Here is a 19,677-nt window from a genome sequence, read left to right on the forward strand (position 1 = left end):
CACCATGCGCCAACTCAACGGACAAACCTATTACTCACCCTCTGATTTAACTCAGTTCCATGACAGTCCCTTTGCGAGTTGGTGCGACTTTTGTTATCTCGCGACGGGCAAGACTTATCCTACACCCGATCCAGAAGATGCATTTCTGAAAATGCTGCAAGATGCCGGCGAAGAGCACGAAGTGTGGCTAGTTGAGAAACTACGTGAAGATGGGCGAGATGTTGTCGATATAAGAGAGCTATGTCCGAAGGGTAGTTTTACTGAGCAGCATGAGACGACCGTTCGGCTGATGCGAGAGGGCGCTGATGTCATTTTTCAAGCGGCGCTTATGGATGAGCAGTTTGCTGGTTTTGCAGATTTTGTGGTGCGTGTCGATACGCCCAGCCCCCTTGGCGATTACAGTTACGAAGTCTGGGACACCAAGCTTTCGAAAACGGCAAAAGTGACGCACCTACTGCAACTCATTGCTTATGCGCGAATGCTAGAAATAATTCAGGGGCAACTGCCTGAAACTATTACCGTTGCCCTAGGCAGTCATGAGTTCGATAGTTATCCGACTGCCGAATATTTGCCGTATTTCATGGCAACCAAAGACAAGTTTATTGAGGCTGCCACAAACTTTGACCAAAACGCTATGCCTGACCCGTATGAGTCTAGGGATTACGGTCGTTGGAGCACCTTTGCTGAAGAACTTTTGGCCGAGCGGCGGCATTTGTCGTTGGTCGCCAACATTCGCCGTAGTCAGATCGTAAAACTAAACGCAGCAGGCGTTCATACGATCGATGAGCTTGCGAATCTTGATGACTTGTCGCAAGTGAAAATTCCCAACGCCACGCTCGAAAAGCTTCGTGAGCAAGCACAAGTGCAACTTGCAACTGAAGCAATGGGCAGCCCACAATATCGTTTGCGCTCGCCGAAGCCTAATGAGCCACAACTCTTTTCGATGCTCGAGCCCTTTAGTCCGGGCGATATTTATTTTGACCTTGAGGGGAATCCACTCGCAGAAGGTGGTCTTGAATTTCTGTGGGGGATGACCGTTGTTGACGAACATCGGCAAATGGACTTTATTGCCTACTGGGCGCATAACCAAGTCGAAGAAAAACAAGCTTTGGCTAATTTTTTCGAGCTAACGCTGGAGCGCTGGCAGCGCTATCCGAATATGCGCGTTTATCATTATGCACCGTATGAAATGACCGCACTCAAGCGACTCGTGGCACGTTACGGCATTTATGAAAACGAGCTTGATGAAATGCTCCGTGCAGGGTTGTTTGTTGATCTCTACAAAGTAGTGAAGAATTCACTGATTATTGGTCAACCGTCGTACTCCATTAAAAAAGTAGAGCTGATGTACCGTGGTGCACGAGCCACGGAAATCGGTCTAGGTGGTGATGCAGTTGTTGCGTACCAACAGTGGACCGAGCTAGGTGATCAGAAAATTCTCGATGACATCGAGCTTTATAATAAAGACGACTGCGATTCGACCTATGAGTTGGCGGAGTGGTTGCGGGCCTTATACGCGAAACACAGTGGAGAAGTCGCGCAATCAACTCACGACACAGCAGTTGATAATGGGGCGGGTGAACGCGAAAAAAAGCCTGATGAGAACCTTTGGCTCAAGCTAGCTTTGCAAAAGCTTGCGGATGCGCAAGGGGATGAGCTTGAGCGCTATGCTATTGAAACATTGATGTACCTTATTGATTTTCATGCGCGTGAAGAAAAACCTAAGTGGTGGCAATTTTTTGAGTGGCTCAATGCGTTTGACGAGGAGCTCATTGAAGAGCGCAACGTCATCGTTGATTGCCACGTCATCGAACGGTCCGACGATGCATTGCGAGTAAGCTGCAGCGAAGACCAAGAGATGACGCTAGGTCTTGGTGCTAACTTTGGGCTGAAAATGCCTGAGTTTCCTGAGTTGAATGGTGTAATCAGTGGTGAAGTTACGGAACTTTTCGAAGATGGGACGTTTGAGCTTAAGTTCCGTGGTGATGGCGCCAACCAGGCGCTTGACCAATTTACTTTGATCAATAAAGAGTTTGTACCTACCAAGCCGTTGCAGAAAAGTATCATTGAGCTTGCCGAACAAGTGGTGCACCAACGAGCTTTGCCAGATAATGCAGCCATTCAGATTATCAAGCGTGCGGCACCACGTTTTAGTATTGAGCTCGATACACGTACTGCAAATCGCTGTGCTCCTGAAAGCCGAATCAAAGAAATTGCGGAGCTTGTTGAGCATCTCGATCGTAGCTACCTCACGCTTCAAGGACCTCCCGGCACTGGCAAAACCTACACAGCTGCGCGAGTGATTGGGCACCTGATACGGACGAATCCCAATGTCACTATTGGCGTTTCGAGTAACAGTCATAAAGCGTTAAATAATTTATTGAAAGGAGTCGCTGAGTATTGTGGTGATGAAGGTATTGAATGCAAATTCGTTACCAATAAATTGGACGATGAACTCGAAGCGTTGGGCGTATCGAGTTACGTGAAAAATAATAAAGCGGCACAGTCTGTTGGCCCACGTGTGGTGCTGGGCGGAACGGCTTGGGTATTTGCGCGTGGTGATGTGGCAGACTTGTTTGACTACTTGTTTATCGATGAAGCTGGTCAAGTAGCGCTAGCCAATGTCATTGCCATGGCACAAAGCGCGCGCAACATCGTGCTGCTAGGTGACCAAATGCAACTCGGCCAGCCCACGCAAGCAACACATCCTGGCGACTCAGGTTTGTCGGTGCTCGACTATTTGATGAAACATGAGCAGGTTGTACCCGAGGATAAAGGTGTGCTGTTGAATCGTTCTTATCGTATGCACCAAGACGTTTTAGATTTCATCAGTAACATGGTGTACCGAGGACGACTAGAAGCCGATGAGGCCAACCAGAATCAGCGTATTGATGTAACCCATACAGAGATGGTGCGAAAGCAATCGGGGATTGAGTTTCATCCTGTTGAACACGATGGTAATACGGTTTCAAGTGATGAAGAAGCTGATTATATTCAACAGCTCTACCAACATCTCTTGCACGGGAGCTTTACCGACAAGAGCGGCATACAACAGCCGATAACAACTGATGATATTTTGATTGTTACGCCCTACAACCTGCAAGTGCAGCGTCTCAAAGATCGTCTCCCGAAAGCGCGAATAGGCACGGTTGACAAGTTTCAAGGGCAAGAAGCGCCGGTGGTGATTTTCAGTTTTTGTTCAAGCTCGCCTGAAGAAAGTCCTCGAGGTTTAGATTTCTTATTTGATCTTCGGCGGATCAATGTTGCGGTTTCGCGCGCAAAGGCGTTAGCAATTGTGGTGGGGTCTCCGCGCTTATTGGAAGTGACTGCAACGTCGATTCCACTGATGAAAAAAGCTTCTTTGGTGAAGGAACTTGGCCGCCTAGGTCGCTAGTCAGCGCTGAGTGTCACTGATCCTTGCGCCCACCGAGCCAGGCACCTAGGGCAAATGCACCGAGCGCCATAAGGCCGTCCCGACTGGTTAGCAACCAAAACAGAAAGAACCAAAACAACGAGTACATCCAGAAATCGCCACTGGGTTCAGTGGCGATGCCCAGACCAATGGCGATTAAGGTCATGAAGGGTCGCTCGAGCGCGTACTTCATAAACGACATAAAGAACCCGAGTAGGACTAGACCGAGCAACGCGAGCAAGACATATTCCATCACCCCTCCTTAAGCGACAGTTGCTAAAAAACCGATAGCATTGTGGTGGCGATGATCGAGCAACGCTGGGAGCAACGACATATCACACTGCAGACGACACTGACGTAGTGCTTGAATCAACTGTTGCGGTGTCGCGCTGCAATGTGCAGGCAGCGTGATAGGGCTAAGATCATTCGCTCGGGCAAAGCGGTCAACGAAGGGCTGCAATTGCACTGCAGACCATGGCTTAAGTTCGAGCGTTATGTCACTTGCGTCAGTCAGCAAGTGATAGTTCTGTAAGTTTTGGCTGTTGCTCAGCGTCATCAGTAACGGTTGGCGGAAATCACGTACGCGCTCAGCAAACCAGCGATAAAAGGTTTCGGGATTGGTCAGCATGCGTTCAGTCGCAACCAGCAATTGGTCGATTTCGTCGAAAACAAGCATTTCTTTGCGGCGTTCTGCGTGCTCAAACATATGCTCGATGGATGTGACAAACTCAGACGGTTCGATGCTGATCAGTTCTATTGCATGAAAATACCGTATGCTTTGATTGCGCTCGTAACAAAGGTAACGCGCAAGCGCAGATTTGCCGGTACCGCTCACACCGTGCACAAGGATGCGAATGTTTCGACCTTGCTCACATTCATTTGCAATGTTTTCAAGCAAAAGCTGTCCGCTCGCATGGCAAGCGCTTAGTTCGAAGTTGCCGAGCTCGTCGCTGTACCAGTTGGGCGTGTAAGGGAAGTATAAATCGAGCATTTGCGCAGCCGTCAGACCACTATTTTTCATGCGGTCGGCAAGTTTCTTCATACGTTCAACTTCAGCAGGGGTGCCGATGCGCTGCGATGCAATCGCATGGATACGTTCATTGCTAACCGCATGTTCAGCAAGCGCACTGCTCATCATTTTCACGCGATTGCGATAATCGAGTACGGGCATCTTTAACACGTAATCGAAGCGACGCAAAAACGACACATCGAACTCCATCGTTGTGTTACACACCCAAAACGTGGTGGTTTGACGTTTCTCTAGCGTCTGGTTGATCCAACCCTTGCGCTTGTTCTCGTTCTTGCGTTCATTGAGTACGTCTTCTACTTCATCGAACAAAATATGGCTGGTCGGTGAGCTTGCTAACATATTAGCAAGGCGCACGTATTCGCCTAGCCGGTAGCTTTGGTTGTTTTCTTTTTTGTTGTCAGGACATACAACCGGAACATCATAGAGTTTTGCACCCACCGATGCCGATAGCGCTTTAGCTAATTCCGTTTTGCCTGAACCTGGGGCGCCGACAAACAGCACTGACATAGGGTTGCCTTCTTTGCTCGCATTTTCTATGCAGGCTTTAAGCAATTGCAGTTCATCGCCTAAATACGCGTAGTCGTCAACAGTCAGTTTTGCCGGTGAGCTTTGCACGAGCACGCCGCCGAGCATGTCGTCATCAATAGAGCGGCAGGTCATCATACGATGCGAAATAGCATCATGCATACGGAAGCGGTCGCACGGTGAGATGGCGATTGAAAATACCGATGGTCCGGTCAAGTGCATCTGTACGATAGTAGAGTCATCGTCACTCAGTTTATCGAATAGCGAGCGGTCAATTCCGATCAACTGAGAAATGATGTCAGTCTGTGATTCATCACAAAAAGTACGGTCAATGAACTCGAGCATCGCACTCATCATGCGCGAGTTGGAACAGAAAAACGCCATGACGAGCAGGCGATATTCGTTCTCATCAAGGTTGAGTTGTTTTTGCAGGGCGCGCGCACCGAGGAGCTCAGGCACTCGTGGTGACCAGTCGATGCCGTCGTCATCGCCGAATTCAATCAGCTTATCAAAGAGGTCTTGCTGGAAACCGTAAAGACGGACTAAATGCTTAACGCGCATACGTAGAGCTTCTTTGGTTTCGTCGTTACCGCTAATGTGAAAGCAGCGCGCGAGCCAGAAAAAGCTCAGTGGCAACCACTCGTGCTCAAAACCTTGACGACGCGTGATGGACGTATCAATAGGTAAGTTGGGCAAAGCTGGGGTGAGGGCGAAGCGAGGATAAGTAGACATAGCGTTCCTTGATCTGATAGCGACCAAAGAAGCTTACATTGCCTGTGTGACATCCTGCGTCGCGCAAGTCGACTACACTTCTACCGAATCTAAAAATAAATTGTCGGTGCGCAACGACGGCAAGCGTGATATGAGTCATGAAGAAGGTATCGCGCCGATTTTTGTTCCTTTATAAACAATGCATGAGGATTTATGGACTGGAAACGGGTATTAGCCACCGGGATTAACACCGGGGTAAATAAACTGCGTGAAGCGATGAAGCCGGGCGAACCTTGGGAACAGAAAACTACTATTGCAGTCGACCCGCATGATGATGCAGCTGTTCAGAGAACTGAAAATAATAAGCGCGCTTCAAATGAGGAGTATATCTCTGAACGCGACTACTGGAGTTTTTGTGATCGAACTGAATTGATTGAGATTATAGATTTTGAACGCGATAGGCGTAACGAATTCTCTTATCAGTGGATTACCACTTTGGCCGACCACATACAGGTCGAAATTCAGGGCTTCTCAGTGTTCGACGATGTTGATGAAGAACTTGAATCGTTCGGCATTTCGGTGATAGCAGTCGGATGCACTGTTGCGATGGAATTCTCCGCAGTTGGGCGTAAATTTCCGGAGCTGCACCAAGTTACGTGGCGAGTATTTGACTCGCTATGCGACTATGTTTCAAGGCTGCAAGCTCCACACGATGACACGAACAAACAGTTTACCGATGACCTCATAATAAACATCGCTAACTTTTATGCTTGGCTCTATATGACCCAGCGAGGCCTATCCGAACGTCACGTTGCGGATCGTTTGCCCGTAGCTGAGGATCGCGATGTGCTCTTGGATATTATTGCTGATTTTGTCAAACCTCATTTGGCTGGAATTCTCAGAATGCTTGATAGCGCACAAACGCTCGAAGTCAGAGCTTTCATTGAACGTCACGCGGACTACCGAGAACTAGATGAACTTCCTTCGGGAAGTGAATTATTTTTTGGTGAGTTGGTAGACCGAAACCAGCGTGAAGATGCCATTATCAAAGCCATTTACGCTGGCATTATTTCGTCGTGGGGCGAACATGAAGAAAAGCTGTGGGGTGCCCACTTCTGAATACTGTTGAGGCCTAAAACGCCTATAGGGCGCCGCGCTGCCGCTTTATAAAATCAAGAACACGCATTTTGCCGATGGTGACGAGTTTATCTGGGTTGTCGGTTTCTAAGATGTCGTCGAAGGCGATAATTTTTTCTCGATAGATGTGAATGTATTTGCCCGAGTTTTGATGGGTGCGTGGAAATTGGTTTGAAAGCGCACTCACCAAGTTTTGTTTCGTTTGCTCGTCAATGGGACCGATGACGAAGTCTAGGTAAAGGGCGTTATCGTCGAACTCCCATTCGTAAAGCAAGCCTCGTCTTGATTCTGTCCATAGCTGTTCGTCCGTAATTTCAGCCACGTGATCTAGAGTGGTATCAGCGATGCGTTGGAGCTTATGGTGATAGGCGTCATCAAGCTCGATATCCTGCTCTTTCTGCAATTCGAGAGTTATCTGTTGTGCAATTTCGATACCTTCATTTTTGAGTTTTGGAAGGTGCTCGAGTAACAGGTCAATCGCAAGTCTATGCTCGCGATAGAGCTGTTTGCATAGCTCTTTTAGCTCTGGATTATTCAAAATATGACTCCCAAGAAATGTCGCATAATCTTCGAGTAGCATTTTCACTTTTGGGTTACGCGCTATGGATTTATCGTGCAAAAGACGACTACATGTGTCGTAAATAACCTGATAGCTGATACTGGTCCAATCCTCATTCCCAGCGCTCGCTTGAAGTCCCGTTGGTGTCAAAAATAGCATGTGAGGTTGTAGCGGATGAAATGCTTGTTGGGCGCGCTCGCGGTAGGTTGCTAGTTGATTTTCGCTTTCCGCTGCGTCGATTTTGTTTTCGATTAACAACACCCATTCGCGCGGCACTTCAATCAGCAGGTCGATAAAAAAATGTTCTCGGTAAACGCGTGCTTCGCTGAGGTTTTGTGTGGAAAGGGAGAGCTTCGCCTGCCGAATAAACTCGCGAAGAAACATATCGCCAATTCCGTGATTGCTTGACGGATCAAGCATAAAGGCTAAGAAGTCAGAATGGCGTAGTTCCTGCCGACGCAGACCAACGGCCTCAAAAATATTGAGGCGCTGGGTTCGCTCAATGAGTTTTTGAAATTGCTCATCTTTAATAAGCTGGTTGAGCGCATTTGTATTAGCGCTGACGGTTTGTGTATCCATTCAACGATAGTTCCATTAAATTCCTAAACCGAGTTTAAGCAGATCTACTTCGATCTGCAAAGATAGCGGTAACTATCTGAAAATTTATATCATTTGTGAAGTTCTATTTAGTAAAGCCGTGGGTTCAATATGGCATCACCTCTCCCCAAGTTATCATCAGTTGGCACCGTGCAGGATTCTCTGCTGAGCAGACATCAAAGTGGCTCGCTAAAGGTCTGACCTTGCGTGAGGCGATTGATTTAACGTCATAATATGTCACGCAACCTTGCTAAGCTCCTTGTTAGTTTGAACAAGGAGCTTTTTTATGTGGATATTTACCAAGAACGGTTTTGTAAGTTGCGTACAGCATCGTGAGAACACCGACGTGATCATTGTGCGTGCTCGCAAACGCGAACATCTCGCCAGTTTTGTTGGCGCTCAGCTAGCAGCTAATATTTTTACGCTCGAATTTAGCGACTACCAATATCGTATCGAGCTACCACGTGCCACTTTGCAGCAGTTAGTTGCTGCGCAAATAGATCAGCTCGACTATCCTAACTTTAAAAATAGCATCGGTTTCGATGAAATGGATTACCAACGTGCGTGTGGTGCAACTTGGGAAGTGTTTTACCACGCCTACCGCAACTAAATTTTTGCAGGAGAGGGTAAATGGATTTTAATAGAGCGGTTGACCTGTTTGAGCGGCTTTTTAAAATCATCAATTTCGCAGCGTATGACGATTCAAAGCGCACGATAGTGAGCACTGAGCTGGCGCTAACTGCTATAAATCTATTGGACTCCATCCACCTCCTATGCGGCGAAAAGCACTTCAATGGTGCTGGCATCATACTGCGCTCGCAATATGAAACCTTTGTACGCAGCGTGTGGAGCTACCATAGTGCAACTGATGCGCAAGTGGAGAAGTTGTCGGCGACGCTAACCAAAGATTCGCTACTCGCGAGCAAGAACATCCCTGGGTTGGCGCAAATGCTGGCAGACTTGGAGAAGTGTCCGAACGTTAAAAATTTAATGCGAGCACTTAATGAATTCCGCGAGACCTCTTGGTTGGCCTTAAATTCGCTTGTGCACGGCGGCGTTTTTGCAATGCATGGCGCCGTGAATGAGCCACCCCCGGAGCGCATAGAGACTGTTTTTCGTACCGCAAATGGTATCGCTTTGCTTGCGATAATCCAGTTGGGGATGTTAACGGGCCGTCCGGCAATTCAGCAGCAAATCTATGCAGCAACAGCTGGCTATGAGGATTGCTTACCCCCACGGAATTAACCAATTTCGCTCAACTCACTCGCTTATTCGTTCATCTCGGACAAATCTATACGTTTGCCATTTTATCCACCAACAAATACTTTCAATCCTGATCTAAGTACACCAATCATCTGAATTGTTGTCTTGTATAACCCACTGGATTACACTTTTAAATGCTGATCACTGTCGTTGAACTGCCAGAATACATAAAACGAGCTGAACGGTTGCTTGATAGCTTTGAATGTAAAGCAGTTATTGATTATCTCGCAGAACACCCAAAAGCTGGAGACATCATGGTTGGAACTGGCGGGATAAGGAAGTTGCGTTGGCAGTGTGGAAAAAAAGGTAAAAGCGGTGGCGTAAGAATCATCTATTATTTTCACAACGAGCGTTTTCCGCTGTTCTTACTGACCGTTTTTGGGAAAAGTGAACGCACGAATTTATCAAAAACAGAACGGGTTGCGCTTTCGAACTTAGTGAAAGAATTGGTAAACCTAGTGGTAAAGGCAAACTATGACAAATCCATATGAAAGTATTGCCAAAGGGCTCGAAGAGGCGATCGGGCATGTAAGTGGCAAACAAAATAATGCTCGAGTCCATCGACCGGCACAGGTTGATGTGGCGAAATTGCGTCAACGACTTGGGATGACGCAAATGGAATTCGCTGCGACATTCTGTATTAGTGTAGCGACCTTACGGCATTGGGAGCGTGGGGATCGTCAGCCGCATGGACCTGCTTTAGTATTGTTGAATGTTGTTGATAAAGAACCTTCAGCAGTCATTCGTGCATTGCGGTGATTTGGAAAACCCCGCCACATCAGCTAGGCTTATGTCTAGGGAGCAAGAACCAGTTAACGATTCATAATGCATGCCTCGGCATGCGGTAAAGGAGGCGTTATGAAGCTCGAAGATATTCTGCAAGACCCAGCTGAAGTTTACGACAAGCCGCAAGACGTGGTGGACGACAGCAATCTTACCAACGAAGAAAAGTGTAAGGTGCTGGCGCAGTGGGAATACGATGCCGAGGAGCTGCAGACGGCGACGTCTGAAAATATGCCGGGACCCGACGATAGCTTGCTGGATGATATTCTGGCGGCGATGAAAAAGCTCCACTGCAAAGATTAAGCAATCATCACATCAAGGAGGCGATAATGCCTGATGCATGGCGCGCTAAAGATGAACGCCAATTCGAGCATATTAAGCAAAGTTTGCTCGATGAAGGGAAAAGTGAGGCAGATGCTGAGGAAATTGCGGCGCGTACTGTGAATAAGCAGCGCCGCGAAGAAGGTGTAACGCCGAATAAAACAACTCAAGGTACTGGGAATCCTCATTCACGGTTAGAGGATCGCAGTAAACAAGAGCTCTACAATCGCGCTAAAGAGCTCGATATCGACGGTCGCAGCACGATGACGAAAGATGAGCTTATCGCTGCGATTCGTGCGGGCAACTCCTAAAACTTCATAGTCACCATGGCCCACAGTTTGCTGGTGTCATCTGACAGCGAATCGGCGCTGTAATGCGCATATTTGACCAGTAAGCCGACGTTGCTTGCGAGCGGATAGCTGGCTGCTAGGTTCACTTCGTTGCCGTAATCGACACTCTCAACGTCAGATTTGAACTGATGCCAAGCAGCACTCAAGGCTAATTTTTCATAGGTTCCTGAGGCTTTGACATAGAGGTCATTGACGCCTTGTGCGGGGGTGCTGAGAAATTTATCGGTGAAGCCCTGAAATTTGTGCAAGGTGGCCAGTGGTGTGCTGAAGCCGACACCGTTGTCGCTGCCGAGTGATTCATAGCCAACACCCACATTCATTTTCGCGACTAAAGCACTGACCTCGAGCGCATAATAGTCGGTGCTAAATCCCATGGGATTAGCGCCGGTGTCTGTTTGCTGCGCGTAAGCGGCGTGAACCTTGAATGCACTGAGCTTACCGTCGTAGTTGATGCCATAGGTGCTGGTCGAGAGCGCGTGCGTGGTGTCGAAATCGAGTTCATAAGCAAAGCCTGTCAGTTGGTGATCATCACTGAGGCTGTAAATGCCGTTGAGTAAATGCAGGTTGCCATGCAAGTCGGCATTAGGGCTGTCCTCGCCGAAAATGCGGTTGACGTTGTATACGTAGCTGTAATCGACTTTTAAATCCGCACTCAGCGCATACTGTAAGCGATAGCCATCGTAGGTTTGCTCATTTTGCCGCCAGCCGACACCGCCGACAAAACGCTGATTACCAAGATTGATACGCTGGCGCCCAGCCGTAACCGTTAACTCCTCGGAGCGATAGCCGACATGGGCTTGGTTGAAATCGGAACCGGTAGGGTCGGCCACCACTGGATATTGGGTATGGCCATTGACCGTACTGTTATAGTTTTGATTGCCAATTGCACTAACGTTATCGAACTCCAAAACCGTGTAAAAACTATTAAAATCAGCGCTTTCATAGCTCAAACGCGTGAGTAAGGTCGAGGCATTTGCTTGCTTGATGATGCTATCTTGGTCAACATGCTCGTAGCGATAGCGCAGGGTGATATCCGTTGCCCCTTCAGCAATGGCATTCTGCAACTGTGCAAAGGTGGTGGCTTGGGCGCTAACACTAGTGACTACTGCGCCTGATAAACCGGCAGCAACGGCTAAGGCAATAGGTGTTTTCATGGCGTTTTCCTACTTGAGTGTTTGCCGTTTATTCTATGTCTTGCACGCAAGAAAACCATTCAAAATCAGCGATCTACCACGATAAACCCAGCATCCTTGTAAGAAGAGGTAGTCACTTACCCCTTTAGAGGAATTATTTGACAAATAGACGTCTAAACGTCTAACATTTCATTTTACGATTGAACGGAGAATCCTTATGAAACTGGAAACGATATTTGTCTACGGTAGTTTAAAGCGCGGTTTTCAGAACCATGCATTGTTGGCGCAGAGTGTCGCGGTAGGCGATGCAACCACAAAATTGCCCTACGTCATGTTACGCGGCCCAGGCTTCCCGTTTTTACTGCAAGAGCATCCGCAATGCCAAGCGCGTTCGGTCCATGGTGAGTTGTACGCTGTCAATCCCGATACGCTAGCGCAACTCGATGCGCTAGAAGGGCATCCGCATTTTTACGAACGCGAGCCGATTGAGCTCGTTGGCGCTGACGGCAGCGAGCATTGGGCGTGGTGTTACTTTCTTAAAGACCTTGAAGTGTTGAGTGACGATCATCAAATCGATACGGCATCTGCAACCTATAACTGGCAAATCGATTACGCGCTGCCGCTCGAAAAACGTACGGCATAATCATCAATCGTACGTATTGACGTACGCCCTAGAGGGCGTAAACTAATGCCGTAATATGCTCAGCTGTTAAGGAGCTGATATGACAACGGTAACAGCGACCGAAGCGCGTAGTAATCTCTATCGCTTAATCGACGAAACAGCCGAATCACACGAGCCCATCGTCATCAGTGGCAAACGTAATAATGCTGTCTTGATTGGTGAAGAAGATTGGGCAGCGATTCAAGAAACACTGTATTTACTCTCCATTCCAGGGATGCGCGATTCTATCGTGGAAGGAATGGCGACATCTGCGGATGAATGCGACAAGGAGCTTGACTGGTGATATGGACGTTACGCTACACGAAACAGGCACAACGCGATGCCAAAAAACTGGCAGCGAGCGGCTTAAAAGCAAGTGCGAAGAGCTTGCTAGATTTCATTCAACATGATCCATTCCGCCGTCCGCCACCTTTTGAAAAACTCATTGGTGACTTGGCGGGTGCCTATTCGCGTCGTATCAATATTCAACACCGCTTGGTCTACCAAGTGTTGCCCGACGAACATCAAATAAAAGTGTTGAGGCTATGGTCGCACTATGACTGATGTGCTCCGTGTTGCAGCGTTTTCAATGGATAATGTGGGTGGTAATCCAGCGGGCGTGGTGCTTTGTGAAAGCCTGCCTGATGCCGCTGAAATGCAAGCCATCGCTCAGCAAGTCGGTTATTCCGAGACGGTGTTTGCGGCGCCTAAAGACGATGCTTGGCGGGTGCGCTATTTCTCTCCCGAAGTAGAAGTGGATTTTTGTGGTCATGCGACGATTGCGCTTGGGGCTGCTTTGGCGCAAAAGCATGGCACTGGCAATTTTAAACTGCAACTCAATCGCGCAGCGATTACTGTCGAAGGTTTTTGTGATGCGCATGCATGGTGTGCTGCGTTTCAATCACCACCGACCCAGAGTCGTCCGATAAGCCCAGAACTGCTTACAGAAACCTTGAGTTTATTCGGTTTAACGCAGGCAGAGCTCAACCCGAAAGTCCCTCCGGCTATTGCCAACGCTGGTGGTGATCACATTGTACTAGCACTTAACAGCCACGAAGCTTTAAAGAATATGCATTACGACCAACAGTTGGGCCGTGAATTGTGCCTGCGTGAGAAGCTAGTTACTTTTAATTTGGTTTACGCGGACACTGATCAAGTCTTTTATTCACGTAATCCATTTCCGGTTGGTGGTGTCTTTGAAGATCCAGCTACAGGATCAGCCGCCGCGGCGCTGGCTGGTTATTTGCGGGACCTTCAGTTGGCAAAAAATGAACCGCACCAGGGCAAACTGACAGTCTACCAAGGCGCGGAAATGGGCATGCCATCGCGTATCGACATTGCGTTAACCGACGTGCCTGGCGCGAGCGTTACGGTAAGCGGGCAGGTTCGCCAGCTCGAAGCCTAATCCTTGACGGCGAAGCGGCGTTGCATTAGGCGCTGATACAGCCGTGGCGCGAGGCGATACAAGACACTGGCAAAATAGGTAAAACGGTCGGGGAACAGGCGTTCTTTTTCTCCAGCTAAAGCAGCGACAATGCGCTGCGCCATCCAGGATGATGAGCGCATCTTACCCACCATCGAGCGTGGATGCCGGGCGATACCGCCGCTACCATCTAGGGCATGGTGTTCAATCGGGGTGTCGAGAAAGCTCGGGTACACCTGTAGTAAACGCACCGGCGACGCTGCGCAGGCGAGTTCGGCGCGTAATACCTCAAAGTATTGATGCAAGGCTGATTTTGCGGCGCAATAACCGGCGCGCTCAATGACGGGCATCCAACCGGCCATAGAGCCGATGGTGATAATCTGTCCGCCGCCGTCGGCTTCAAGCAAGGGTAAAAGTCCTTGGGTTAATTGCACCGGTGCGAAATAGTCGACGGCCATCACCCGCTGTAAGACTTCGTCGGCTGTGACGCGCGATAGTGAACGGTGGGTAATTCCGGCATTGTTGACCAAGAGATCTAAACGCGGCAGTTGCATGTGCAGCTGTTCGATTAAACTCTGCAACGCTTCACTGTCAGCCAAATCGCAGAGGTACCTTGCGGCATCTGGAAATTCAGCAGCACAAGCGTGCAAACCATCAGCGTTGACATCGACCAATACCAATTCAAACTCACCACGCAAGGCACGAGCCAGCTCGAGACCAAGTCCAGAGGCGGCACCGGTGATTAGGGCAACGGGCCGCGCCGTCATGCGGAAGCGTCCCTTTGTCGCCGCAAATTATGGTCAATAAAATAGTCAAAGGTTTCGCGGCTGGTTTTCATCGGTGTGTAGCCAAATTCCTCTTTCAGCGCATCGTTGGCAAGCACTGGGCGATAGCGCAAGAAGTCGAGCTGCTCAGCGCTGTATTGTGTCAACCCTAAGGCATGTCCGATACGCAGGGCGTTGCCGAGTAACCATGCGGGCAAAACCAACAAGGATTTGTTGAGCTCTGCGGCAATTTCCGCAAGGGTTATCGCACCATCACCAGCGAGGTTATAAATACCGACTTTTGCGCCCATCACGCCTTGGTAAATAATCTCTATGACGTCCTGGTCCCAGATAAACACGAAGGGCGAGGCCGAGCCTTGAATTGCCAACAAGCGTTTGCGTTTAAATAAAGCGGTAATTTGATTGTCGGTAGAGCGCCCCAGAACTGTGCCGGGACGCAGCACCAATTGCTGTAATTGTGGATGTTGTTCACGGTAATTGGCCAAGAGCTCTTCAACCAGGCGCTTATGGTGACTGTAAGCGAAACTTTCATTACCACGTAAAGGGTCGGTTTCACGCAGCCACGTGGGATTATCCGCATGATAGCCATAAGCTGCACCACTACTGGTCACCGTTAAATGGCGCACACCAGCGTGCAAGCAGGCTTGTACCACATTGCGGGTGCCATTGACATCGATGTCGTAATCGCGCTCCCGATCAGGGCTCGCCTGCAACACACTGGCCAAATGCACCACATGGGTCACCTGTTCATGCAGCATGAGTTCGGCTAGCGCTGCGTCACGAATGTCCATTTTAACAAAACGATAGCCTGCGACGGCTGCGGAGCGGCGCTGAATATCAACGCCCACTACAGCACTAACGTTCAGCAACTTGCCAACTAACGCTTGGCCAATATAGCCCTCACTGCCGGTGATCAAGACTTTCATGCGTTGCCTCCTGCAACAGCTACACGGCGATCTCGCCACTGCCAAAATAGCGTCAAACTTAAACCAGAAATCAGGTGCCATATCCCCCAAGCAGCTGCGATAATCGCCATTTCAGTTTGCGCCGAAAAGTAGGTGAAAATAATCCCTAAACCTAAGCCGGAGTTTTGCAAACCCACCTCAAGTGTAATGGCGCGGCGCTCAGGAGCGGCCAACCCCAACGCGCGCGCGGAGCCCCAGCCAATGCCAAGGGCAATGGCGTTGTGCACAATCACTGCCAGCAAAAAGATGCTCGCGCCTTGCACAAAACGCTCCCAATTAAGCACTAGCGCAATGCCGACAAAGCCGAACAGGGCCAACAGTGAGGCGATACGGAAAAACCCTTCGCTACGTTGGGCAAAAGTTGGAAACACACGAGCGCACCACAGTCCAAGCAGCAAGGGCACTGCTAGTACGAAAAAGACAATCAGCAGCATGTCCCAAGTCGATACATCGATGGCCTGCAGCAGGGCATCGGTATGTGGATTCAAGCTGGCGTAAAACATGAAATTAAACGGCGTTAGGAGCGATGCCGCTAGGCTTGCGATGCCGGTCATGCTCACCGACATCGCGGCATTACCGTTGGCTAAGTAGGTCATTAGATTAGAAAAGCTGCCACCGGGACAACAGCTCACCAGCAGCAGACCCAAAGCGATTTCCGCGGGCATCGGCACCAGTGAAATTGCGGCAAAGGTGATCAATGGCAGCAGCAAGAACTGTGCAAGCAGGCCTACCAACGGCCCTTTCGGTTCCGCCACCACGCGTTTAAAATCGTCGCCTTTTAAGCTCAGCGCAATGCCAAACATCATCATCGCCAGAACGGCGTTGAGCACCAGTAACGAGGTTGCCGACATTTACGAGGCCTTGAGCTGACGCATTTCTTGCGCCAGGGTTTTTAGATAAGTGTCTTTATGCACATAGTAGGCCATACGCTCCACTTGTAGATACTTCATCCCGCCGTCGATACGTTTGTCTGCATGCGCTCGCACTCTGTCGAAAAATGCTGTTGCCCGTGCCGGTTCATCACGCTGTAAACGAATCACCTCGGCAACCAATTGTGCTTGCTCATCACGCCCTTGCCAACCCAGCCCAGACGCCTCGACCATGCCCATAACAAATAGATGCTCGTGGCGTGGATTGAATACATTTAAGTACAGTTGCGGTGCATGACCTTGCCAATTCAAATGTTCGCTATCGATAAATGGATAATGCAGTTTGTAACCAGTGGCTTGCAAAATCAGATCATATTGCGCGCGTTTGCCATCGACAAATTCGACTCCGCTGGGCACCAGCTTTTTAATGTCCGGGCGCACAGTGATGTCGCCATGGCCGATATGGTGCAAAAACAAGGTATTAATCACCGGATGCGATTCATACATTTTGTAATCGGGGTCGGGGAGGCCATAGCTGCTCGGTTTGCCAGACAGTAATCGCACCAAGAGGCCATCGACTTTTTGTTTGAGCCGCAGTGGAAGCTTCACTTTGCCACCAAGGGTATCAATAGGCCGTCCAGCCACAAATTTGGGTAAGAAGTAATAGCCACGACGTACCGCCATATCGACACTTTTCGCACGGTGCACTGCGTCAACGGCAATGTCGCAACCGCTGTTACCGCAACCGATAATCAGCACGCGTTTGTCAGCAAATAGCGCAGGGTTGCGATAATCGCTGCTATGCAGCATTTCACCTTTAAATGCGCCGTCGAAGTTCACTACATTGGGGTGGTGCAGAGTGCCATTTGCGAGTAGCACGTTACTGGCGATGATTTCGTGTGTAGCGTCATGTTGTCGATAGACCACGCGCCATTGCTGATCTGCTACGGGTTCAACACGCTCGACCCAACTGTTAAAACGATAGTGCTTTTTCAGATCAAAATGTTTGGCGTAGTCGCGAAAATACTGACGCATTTCATCGTGTTTTGGGTAAGTTGCGACATGATCCGCCATCGGGAAGTCTTTGAACTCGGTCATGCGTTTGGAGGAAATCAGGTGCGCCGAGTCGTACATGGTGCTGGTTGGGCTATCGATATCCCACAAACCGCCGACGTCGCTATGGGCTTCGAGGCCAATGACCTCGAGGTCCTGCTCAAGCAAACGCCGCACTGTACATAGGCCCATTGGGCCAGCACCTATGACTACGCATGGATTCATGAGTTGACATTCCTGTTTCAAGTTCAATAGCAAGATAATAACAATTGATCCAGATCAAGCCATGCTTTAATCGGACAATAAACTGGTTAATTTAGGACATATCGCGTAGTATCATTCGCTTATGAAGCACCTCAAACGACCGCTCAACAAAGCCAGCGTTACGCAAAGCTTTACTCACGCAATTGTGCAGCAACTTGCGCAATTAGGCGTCGTGTTGCCGTGCGAACTTCAGCAGCAATTGGCACAACATCATGGCCAACAGCGCCTGCCATTGGCGCTGCAAGATGCCTTGTGGCAAAGCCTTGAGCAGCAACAACGTCCAGAACTGGGGCTACAAATTGGCATGGCCTTGCAGCCGCAGCACTTCGATACCATAGGTTTTTTACTGTTGAGCTCACCGTCACTTGGCACTGCTGTTGAGAGTTTGGTGAGTTATTCTTCGTTGATTGGTGAGGGCGGCACTTTTAGCCGAGCCAGAACTGCCCAGGGCTGGCAGATTACCTACGAGGACCATTTCACAGTCGCCGTAGCGCTGCGAATTGAAGCTATTTTTGCGAGTATTGCCAGCGGTGCATGTTGGGTTGCCGGTAAAGCTATCGCGCCCTTGCGGGTGCAATTGAAACATGTGCGTCAAGCACCTATCGAAGTCTACCAACAAGCGTTTGCAGGTGCAGATGTGCGTTTTAATGCGGTGCGCAATGCGATTAGCTATAGCGATGCTGATTGGCACTACCGTCAACGTGAGGTGAGCCCGGCGCTGCAAGCGCAAATGCTTGATCTGGCGAACCAGCAGTTGGCACAGCTACAGCCGCGAAGTCTAGTTGAGCGTGTCGAAGCACTCCTACAACGGCAGCCGTGGCTGACGCGTACTCAGCTTGCCGCAAGTTTGGCAGTCAGCGAGCGGACCCTGGCGCGCCACTTGACCGCTGCCAATACCAGCTTCAATAAACTATCACAGCAGGTAAAGCTGCAACTCGCTTTGCAACAAGTGCAAAGACCTGGTGTGACCCAAGCGAGCCTTGCCGATTTTCTTGGGTACAGCGACGAGCAAGCTTTTGCTAAAGCCTTTCGACGTTGGACCGGACAAAACTTTTCTAACTTTAGGAAAAGTTAAAATACGAGGCTTTTCGTGTTAATTCTCTGTTGTGTGCTATTAATAAATAGTAATTCGTAATCCTCAGCGGAAGTTTCATGAAGTCGCAAATCGAAAACTGTATTTTCAAATATAAATGTGAGGCGCTTTGGGAAGCACTCGAGCGCACTGAAGCCGAAACGATTCGCTTCTGTCCAGAATGTGAGCGCAATGTCTATGCCTGCCATAACGATTGGGATTTAGCTGAACATATCCGCGCTGGGCACTGTATCGCGTTATTCCGTGAGGATGGCGCAGAACTTGCGCTGGGCGAGCCTGCTTCAGCCTATCCAGCTTACCGAACGCCAGCGGAACCACCCCAATTGAGTGAGGCATTGTTGGCCAACTATCGTAAAGCCGATTACGTATTTCGTTATGGTCAGTACTCTACCAAAATGAAAATCGGCAAAAAATGTGACGATTTAGCCTACATGATGGCCGACTTTCAAGCGACAACAGCTGTCTTTATCACCCCTTACAATCCGCGTGGTGAGTTGCTGTGTCAGGAAGAAAATCTTGAACGCTATGAACGTTTTGTCGACGAAATAAAGATGATCGGCAAGTCATTCTTTTATGGCTATGGTGGTGATCCAGACAATGAATGGCCACCAGAAAAAAGCTTGCTGATTTTTAATCTTAGCCGGCGTGAAGCCAATGCGATTGCGAAAAAGTACGAACAAAACGCCTTTGTTTTTGTCGATCAACAAGCAATCCCCGAATTAGTGGTAACAACCTAAAGTGCT

Annotated in this window: 22 protein-coding genes; 14 read left to right on the plus strand and 8 right to left on the minus strand. The window is 49.1% G+C overall.

Annotated features, from left to right (window positions below; all coding sequences use genetic code 11):
* Nucleotides 1–4: 4 nt before the first annotated feature.
* A complete protein-coding gene (locus ACJ8W9_RS02045) occupies nt 5–3,394 on the plus strand; it encodes a TM0106 family RecB-like putative nuclease (protein WP_411358251.1) in 3,390 nt (1,129 codons plus the stop codon).
* Nucleotides 3,395–3,407: 13 nt separating this feature from the next.
* On the opposite strand, the gene ACJ8W9_RS02050 is transcribed toward ACJ8W9_RS02045, so the two are convergent.
* Nucleotides 3,408–3,665, minus strand: coding sequence for a hypothetical protein (locus tag ACJ8W9_RS02050; protein ID WP_411358252.1), 258 nt, complete (start codon nt 3,663–3,665; stop codon nt 3,408–3,410).
* A gap of 9 nt (nt 3,666–3,674) precedes the next feature.
* Nucleotides 3,675–5,699, minus strand: coding sequence for an AAA family ATPase (locus tag ACJ8W9_RS02055; RefSeq protein WP_411358253.1), 2,025 nt, complete (start codon nt 5,697–5,699; stop codon nt 3,675–3,677).
* 192 nt (nt 5,700–5,891) lie between these two features.
* On the opposite strand from ACJ8W9_RS02055, the gene ACJ8W9_RS02060 reads away from it, so the two are divergent.
* Nucleotides 5,892–6,797 carry a hypothetical protein gene (locus ACJ8W9_RS02060; protein ID WP_411358254.1) on the plus strand — a complete coding sequence of 302 codons (906 nt, stop codon included), beginning with the start codon at nt 5,892–5,894 and terminating at the stop codon, nt 6,795–6,797.
* 22 nt (nt 6,798–6,819) lie between these two features.
* On the opposite strand, the gene ACJ8W9_RS02065 is transcribed toward ACJ8W9_RS02060, so the two are convergent.
* Nucleotides 6,820–7,953 carry a PD-(D/E)XK nuclease family protein gene (locus ACJ8W9_RS02065; protein WP_411358255.1) on the minus strand — a complete coding sequence of 378 codons (1,134 nt, stop codon included), beginning with the start codon at nt 7,951–7,953 and terminating at the stop codon, nt 6,820–6,822.
* A gap of 304 nt (nt 7,954–8,257) precedes the next feature.
* Between ACJ8W9_RS02065 and ACJ8W9_RS02070 the strand changes: the two genes are divergently transcribed.
* From ACJ8W9_RS02070 to ACJ8W9_RS02095, 6 genes are all read left to right on the plus strand, one after another.
* The gene (locus tag ACJ8W9_RS02070; protein WP_411358256.1) at nt 8,258–8,581 is read left to right on the plus strand and encodes a hypothetical protein; all 324 of its coding nucleotides are present in this window, start codon (nt 8,258–8,260) and stop codon (nt 8,579–8,581) included.
* A 20-nt stretch (nt 8,582–8,601) separates the two neighbouring features.
* Complete coding sequence (locus ACJ8W9_RS02075; RefSeq protein WP_411358257.1) at nt 8,602–9,216, plus strand: DUF6988 family protein; 615 nt, start codon at nt 8,602–8,604, stop codon at nt 9,214–9,216.
* A gap of 152 nt (nt 9,217–9,368) precedes the next feature.
* Nucleotides 9,369–9,725 carry a type II toxin-antitoxin system RelE/ParE family toxin gene (locus ACJ8W9_RS02080; RefSeq protein WP_411358258.1) on the plus strand — a complete coding sequence of 119 codons (357 nt, stop codon included), beginning with the start codon at nt 9,369–9,371 and terminating at the stop codon, nt 9,723–9,725.
* Nucleotides 9,709–9,993 carry a helix-turn-helix domain-containing protein gene (locus ACJ8W9_RS02085; RefSeq protein ID WP_411358259.1) on the plus strand — a complete coding sequence of 95 codons (285 nt, stop codon included), beginning with the start codon at nt 9,709–9,711 and terminating at the stop codon, nt 9,991–9,993. Before ACJ8W9_RS02080 ends, ACJ8W9_RS02085 begins: the two co-directional genes overlap by 17 nt.
* 99 nt (nt 9,994–10,092) lie before the next feature.
* A complete protein-coding gene (locus ACJ8W9_RS02090; protein ID WP_411358260.1) occupies nt 10,093–10,320 on the plus strand; it encodes a hypothetical protein in 228 nt (75 codons plus the stop codon).
* Between the two features lie 26 nt (nt 10,321–10,346).
* On the plus strand, nt 10,347–10,649 hold the full coding sequence (locus ACJ8W9_RS02095) for a Rho termination factor N-terminal domain-containing protein (RefSeq protein ID WP_411358261.1): 303 nt from the start codon (nt 10,347–10,349) through the stop codon (nt 10,647–10,649).
* Here the strand turns inward: ACJ8W9_RS02095 and ACJ8W9_RS02100 are convergent.
* The gene (locus ACJ8W9_RS02100) at nt 10,646–11,842 is read right to left on the minus strand and encodes an alginate export family protein (protein WP_411358262.1); all 1,197 of its coding nucleotides are present in this window, start codon (nt 11,840–11,842) and stop codon (nt 10,646–10,648) included. The genes ACJ8W9_RS02095 and ACJ8W9_RS02100 overlap by 4 nt on opposite strands.
* Nucleotides 11,843–12,038: 196 nt before the next feature.
* Here ACJ8W9_RS02100 and ACJ8W9_RS02105 point away from each other — a divergent pair, with 196 nt between their 5' ends.
* The 4 genes from ACJ8W9_RS02105 to ACJ8W9_RS02120 all read left to right on the plus strand — a co-directional run bounded on the left by ACJ8W9_RS02105 (nt 12,039) and on the right by ACJ8W9_RS02120 (nt 13,887).
* A complete protein-coding gene (locus ACJ8W9_RS02105) occupies nt 12,039–12,464 on the plus strand; it encodes a gamma-glutamylcyclotransferase (protein ID WP_411358264.1) in 426 nt (141 codons plus the stop codon).
* Between the two features lie 79 nt (nt 12,465–12,543).
* A complete protein-coding gene (locus ACJ8W9_RS02110) occupies nt 12,544–12,786 on the plus strand; it encodes a type II toxin-antitoxin system Phd/YefM family antitoxin (RefSeq protein ID WP_411358265.1) in 243 nt (80 codons plus the stop codon).
* Nucleotides 12,783–13,046, plus strand: a complete 264-nt coding sequence (locus tag ACJ8W9_RS02115) for a Txe/YoeB family addiction module toxin (protein ID WP_411358266.1) — start codon at nt 12,783–12,785, stop codon at nt 13,044–13,046. Before ACJ8W9_RS02110 ends, ACJ8W9_RS02115 begins: the two co-directional genes overlap by 4 nt.
* Nucleotides 13,039–13,887, plus strand: a complete 849-nt coding sequence (locus ACJ8W9_RS02120; RefSeq protein ID WP_411358267.1) for a PhzF family phenazine biosynthesis protein — start codon at nt 13,039–13,041, stop codon at nt 13,885–13,887. The genes ACJ8W9_RS02115 and ACJ8W9_RS02120 overlap by 8 nt, the downstream gene beginning before the upstream one ends.
* Here ACJ8W9_RS02120 and ACJ8W9_RS02125 read toward each other — a convergent pair.
* Genes ACJ8W9_RS02125 through ACJ8W9_RS02140 form a run of 4 tightly spaced genes read right to left on the minus strand, consistent with a single transcriptional unit; the run spans nt 13,884 to nt 17,802 of the window.
* Entirely contained in the window at nt 13,884–14,672 is a 789-nt protein-coding gene (locus tag ACJ8W9_RS02125; RefSeq protein WP_411358268.1) for an SDR family NAD(P)-dependent oxidoreductase, read from the minus strand. The genes ACJ8W9_RS02120 and ACJ8W9_RS02125 overlap by 4 nt on opposite strands.
* The gene (locus ACJ8W9_RS02130; protein ID WP_411358269.1) at nt 14,669–15,616 is read right to left on the minus strand and encodes an SDR family oxidoreductase; all 948 of its coding nucleotides are present in this window, start codon (nt 15,614–15,616) and stop codon (nt 14,669–14,671) included. Before ACJ8W9_RS02130 ends, ACJ8W9_RS02125 begins: the two co-directional genes overlap by 4 nt.
* Nucleotides 15,613–16,506: a bile acid:sodium symporter family protein gene (locus ACJ8W9_RS02135; RefSeq protein WP_411358270.1), complete on the minus strand. Its 894-nt coding sequence runs from the start codon at nt 16,504–16,506 to the stop codon at nt 15,613–15,615. The genes ACJ8W9_RS02130 and ACJ8W9_RS02135 overlap by 4 nt, the downstream gene beginning before the upstream one ends.
* Nucleotides 16,507–17,802 (minus strand): flavin-containing monooxygenase, encoded by a 1,296-nt coding sequence (locus tag ACJ8W9_RS02140; protein ID WP_411358271.1) that lies wholly within the window; start codon nt 17,800–17,802, stop codon nt 16,507–16,509.
* A gap of 121 nt (nt 17,803–17,923) precedes the next feature.
* On the opposite strand from ACJ8W9_RS02140, the gene ACJ8W9_RS02145 reads away from it, so the two are divergent.
* Together ACJ8W9_RS02145 and ACJ8W9_RS02150 are read left to right on the plus strand one after the other, a co-directional pair.
* Nucleotides 17,924–18,916, plus strand: a complete 993-nt coding sequence (locus ACJ8W9_RS02145) for an AraC family transcriptional regulator ligand-binding domain-containing protein (protein WP_411360161.1) — start codon at nt 17,924–17,926, stop codon at nt 18,914–18,916.
* A 77-nt stretch (nt 18,917–18,993) separates the two neighbouring features.
* Nucleotides 18,994–19,671: a DUF3293 domain-containing protein gene (locus ACJ8W9_RS02150; RefSeq protein WP_411358273.1), complete on the plus strand. Its 678-nt coding sequence runs from the start codon at nt 18,994–18,996 to the stop codon at nt 19,669–19,671.
* Nucleotides 19,672–19,677 lie beyond the last annotated feature (6 nt).

Origin of the sequence: Pseudidiomarina salilacus (assembly GCF_047323925.1) — a bacterium.
GTDB lineage: Bacteria > Pseudomonadota > Gammaproteobacteria > Enterobacterales > Alteromonadaceae > Pseudidiomarina > Pseudidiomarina salilacus.

What these genes read in the sequence shown, in the direction of transcription:
- ACJ8W9_RS02085 (WP_411358259.1), top strand. Translation starts at nt 9,709, where the DNA reads ATGACAAATCCATATGAAAGTATTGCCAAAGGGCTCGAAGAGGCGATC.
- ACJ8W9_RS02060 (WP_411358254.1), top strand. Translation starts at nt 5,892, where the DNA reads ATGGACTGGAAACGGGTATTAGCCACCGGGATTAACACCGGGGTAAAT.
- ACJ8W9_RS02075 (WP_411358257.1), top strand. Translation starts at nt 8,602, where the DNA reads ATGGATTTTAATAGAGCGGTTGACCTGTTTGAGCGGCTTTTTAAAATC.
- ACJ8W9_RS02135 (WP_411358270.1), bottom strand. Translation starts at nt 16,506, where the DNA reads ATGTCGGCAACCTCGTTACTGGTGCTCAACGCCGTTCTGGCGATGATG.
- ACJ8W9_RS02150 (WP_411358273.1), top strand. Translation starts at nt 18,994, where the DNA reads ATGAAGTCGCAAATCGAAAACTGTATTTTCAAATATAAATGTGAGGCG.
- ACJ8W9_RS02045 (WP_411358251.1), top strand. Translation starts at nt 5, where the DNA reads ATGCGCCAACTCAACGGACAAACCTATTACTCACCCTCTGATTTAACT.
- ACJ8W9_RS02050 (WP_411358252.1), bottom strand. Translation starts at nt 3,665, where the DNA reads ATGGAATATGTCTTGCTCGCGTTGCTCGGTCTAGTCCTACTCGGGTTC.
- ACJ8W9_RS02120 (WP_411358267.1), top strand. Translation starts at nt 13,039, where the DNA reads ATGACTGATGTGCTCCGTGTTGCAGCGTTTTCAATGGATAATGTGGGT.
- ACJ8W9_RS02140 (WP_411358271.1), bottom strand. Translation starts at nt 17,802, where the DNA reads ATGAATCCATGCGTAGTCATAGGTGCTGGCCCAATGGGCCTATGTACA.
- ACJ8W9_RS02055 (WP_411358253.1), bottom strand. Translation starts at nt 5,699, where the DNA reads ATGTCTACTTATCCTCGCTTCGCCCTCACCCCAGCTTTGCCCAACTTA.
- ACJ8W9_RS02100 (WP_411358262.1), bottom strand. Translation starts at nt 11,842, where the DNA reads ATGAAAACACCTATTGCCTTAGCCGTTGCTGCCGGTTTATCAGGCGCA.
- ACJ8W9_RS02130 (WP_411358269.1), bottom strand. Translation starts at nt 15,616, where the DNA reads ATGAAAGTCTTGATCACCGGCAGTGAGGGCTATATTGGCCAAGCGTTA.
- ACJ8W9_RS02090 (WP_411358260.1), top strand. Translation starts at nt 10,093, where the DNA reads ATGAAGCTCGAAGATATTCTGCAAGACCCAGCTGAAGTTTACGACAAG.
- ACJ8W9_RS02125 (WP_411358268.1), bottom strand. Translation starts at nt 14,672, where the DNA reads ATGACGGCGCGGCCCGTTGCCCTAATCACCGGTGCCGCCTCTGGACTT.
- ACJ8W9_RS02105 (WP_411358264.1), top strand. Translation starts at nt 12,039, where the DNA reads ATGAAACTGGAAACGATATTTGTCTACGGTAGTTTAAAGCGCGGTTTT.
- ACJ8W9_RS02065 (WP_411358255.1), bottom strand. Translation starts at nt 7,953, where the DNA reads ATGGATACACAAACCGTCAGCGCTAATACAAATGCGCTCAACCAGCTT.
- ACJ8W9_RS02145 (WP_411360161.1), top strand. Translation starts at nt 17,924, where the DNA reads ATGAAGCACCTCAAACGACCGCTCAACAAAGCCAGCGTTACGCAAAGC.
- ACJ8W9_RS02095 (WP_411358261.1), top strand. Translation starts at nt 10,347, where the DNA reads ATGCCTGATGCATGGCGCGCTAAAGATGAACGCCAATTCGAGCATATT.
- ACJ8W9_RS02080 (WP_411358258.1), top strand. Translation starts at nt 9,369, where the DNA reads ATGCTGATCACTGTCGTTGAACTGCCAGAATACATAAAACGAGCTGAA.
- ACJ8W9_RS02110 (WP_411358265.1), top strand. Translation starts at nt 12,544, where the DNA reads ATGACAACGGTAACAGCGACCGAAGCGCGTAGTAATCTCTATCGCTTA.
- ACJ8W9_RS02070 (WP_411358256.1), top strand. Translation starts at nt 8,258, where the DNA reads ATGTGGATATTTACCAAGAACGGTTTTGTAAGTTGCGTACAGCATCGT.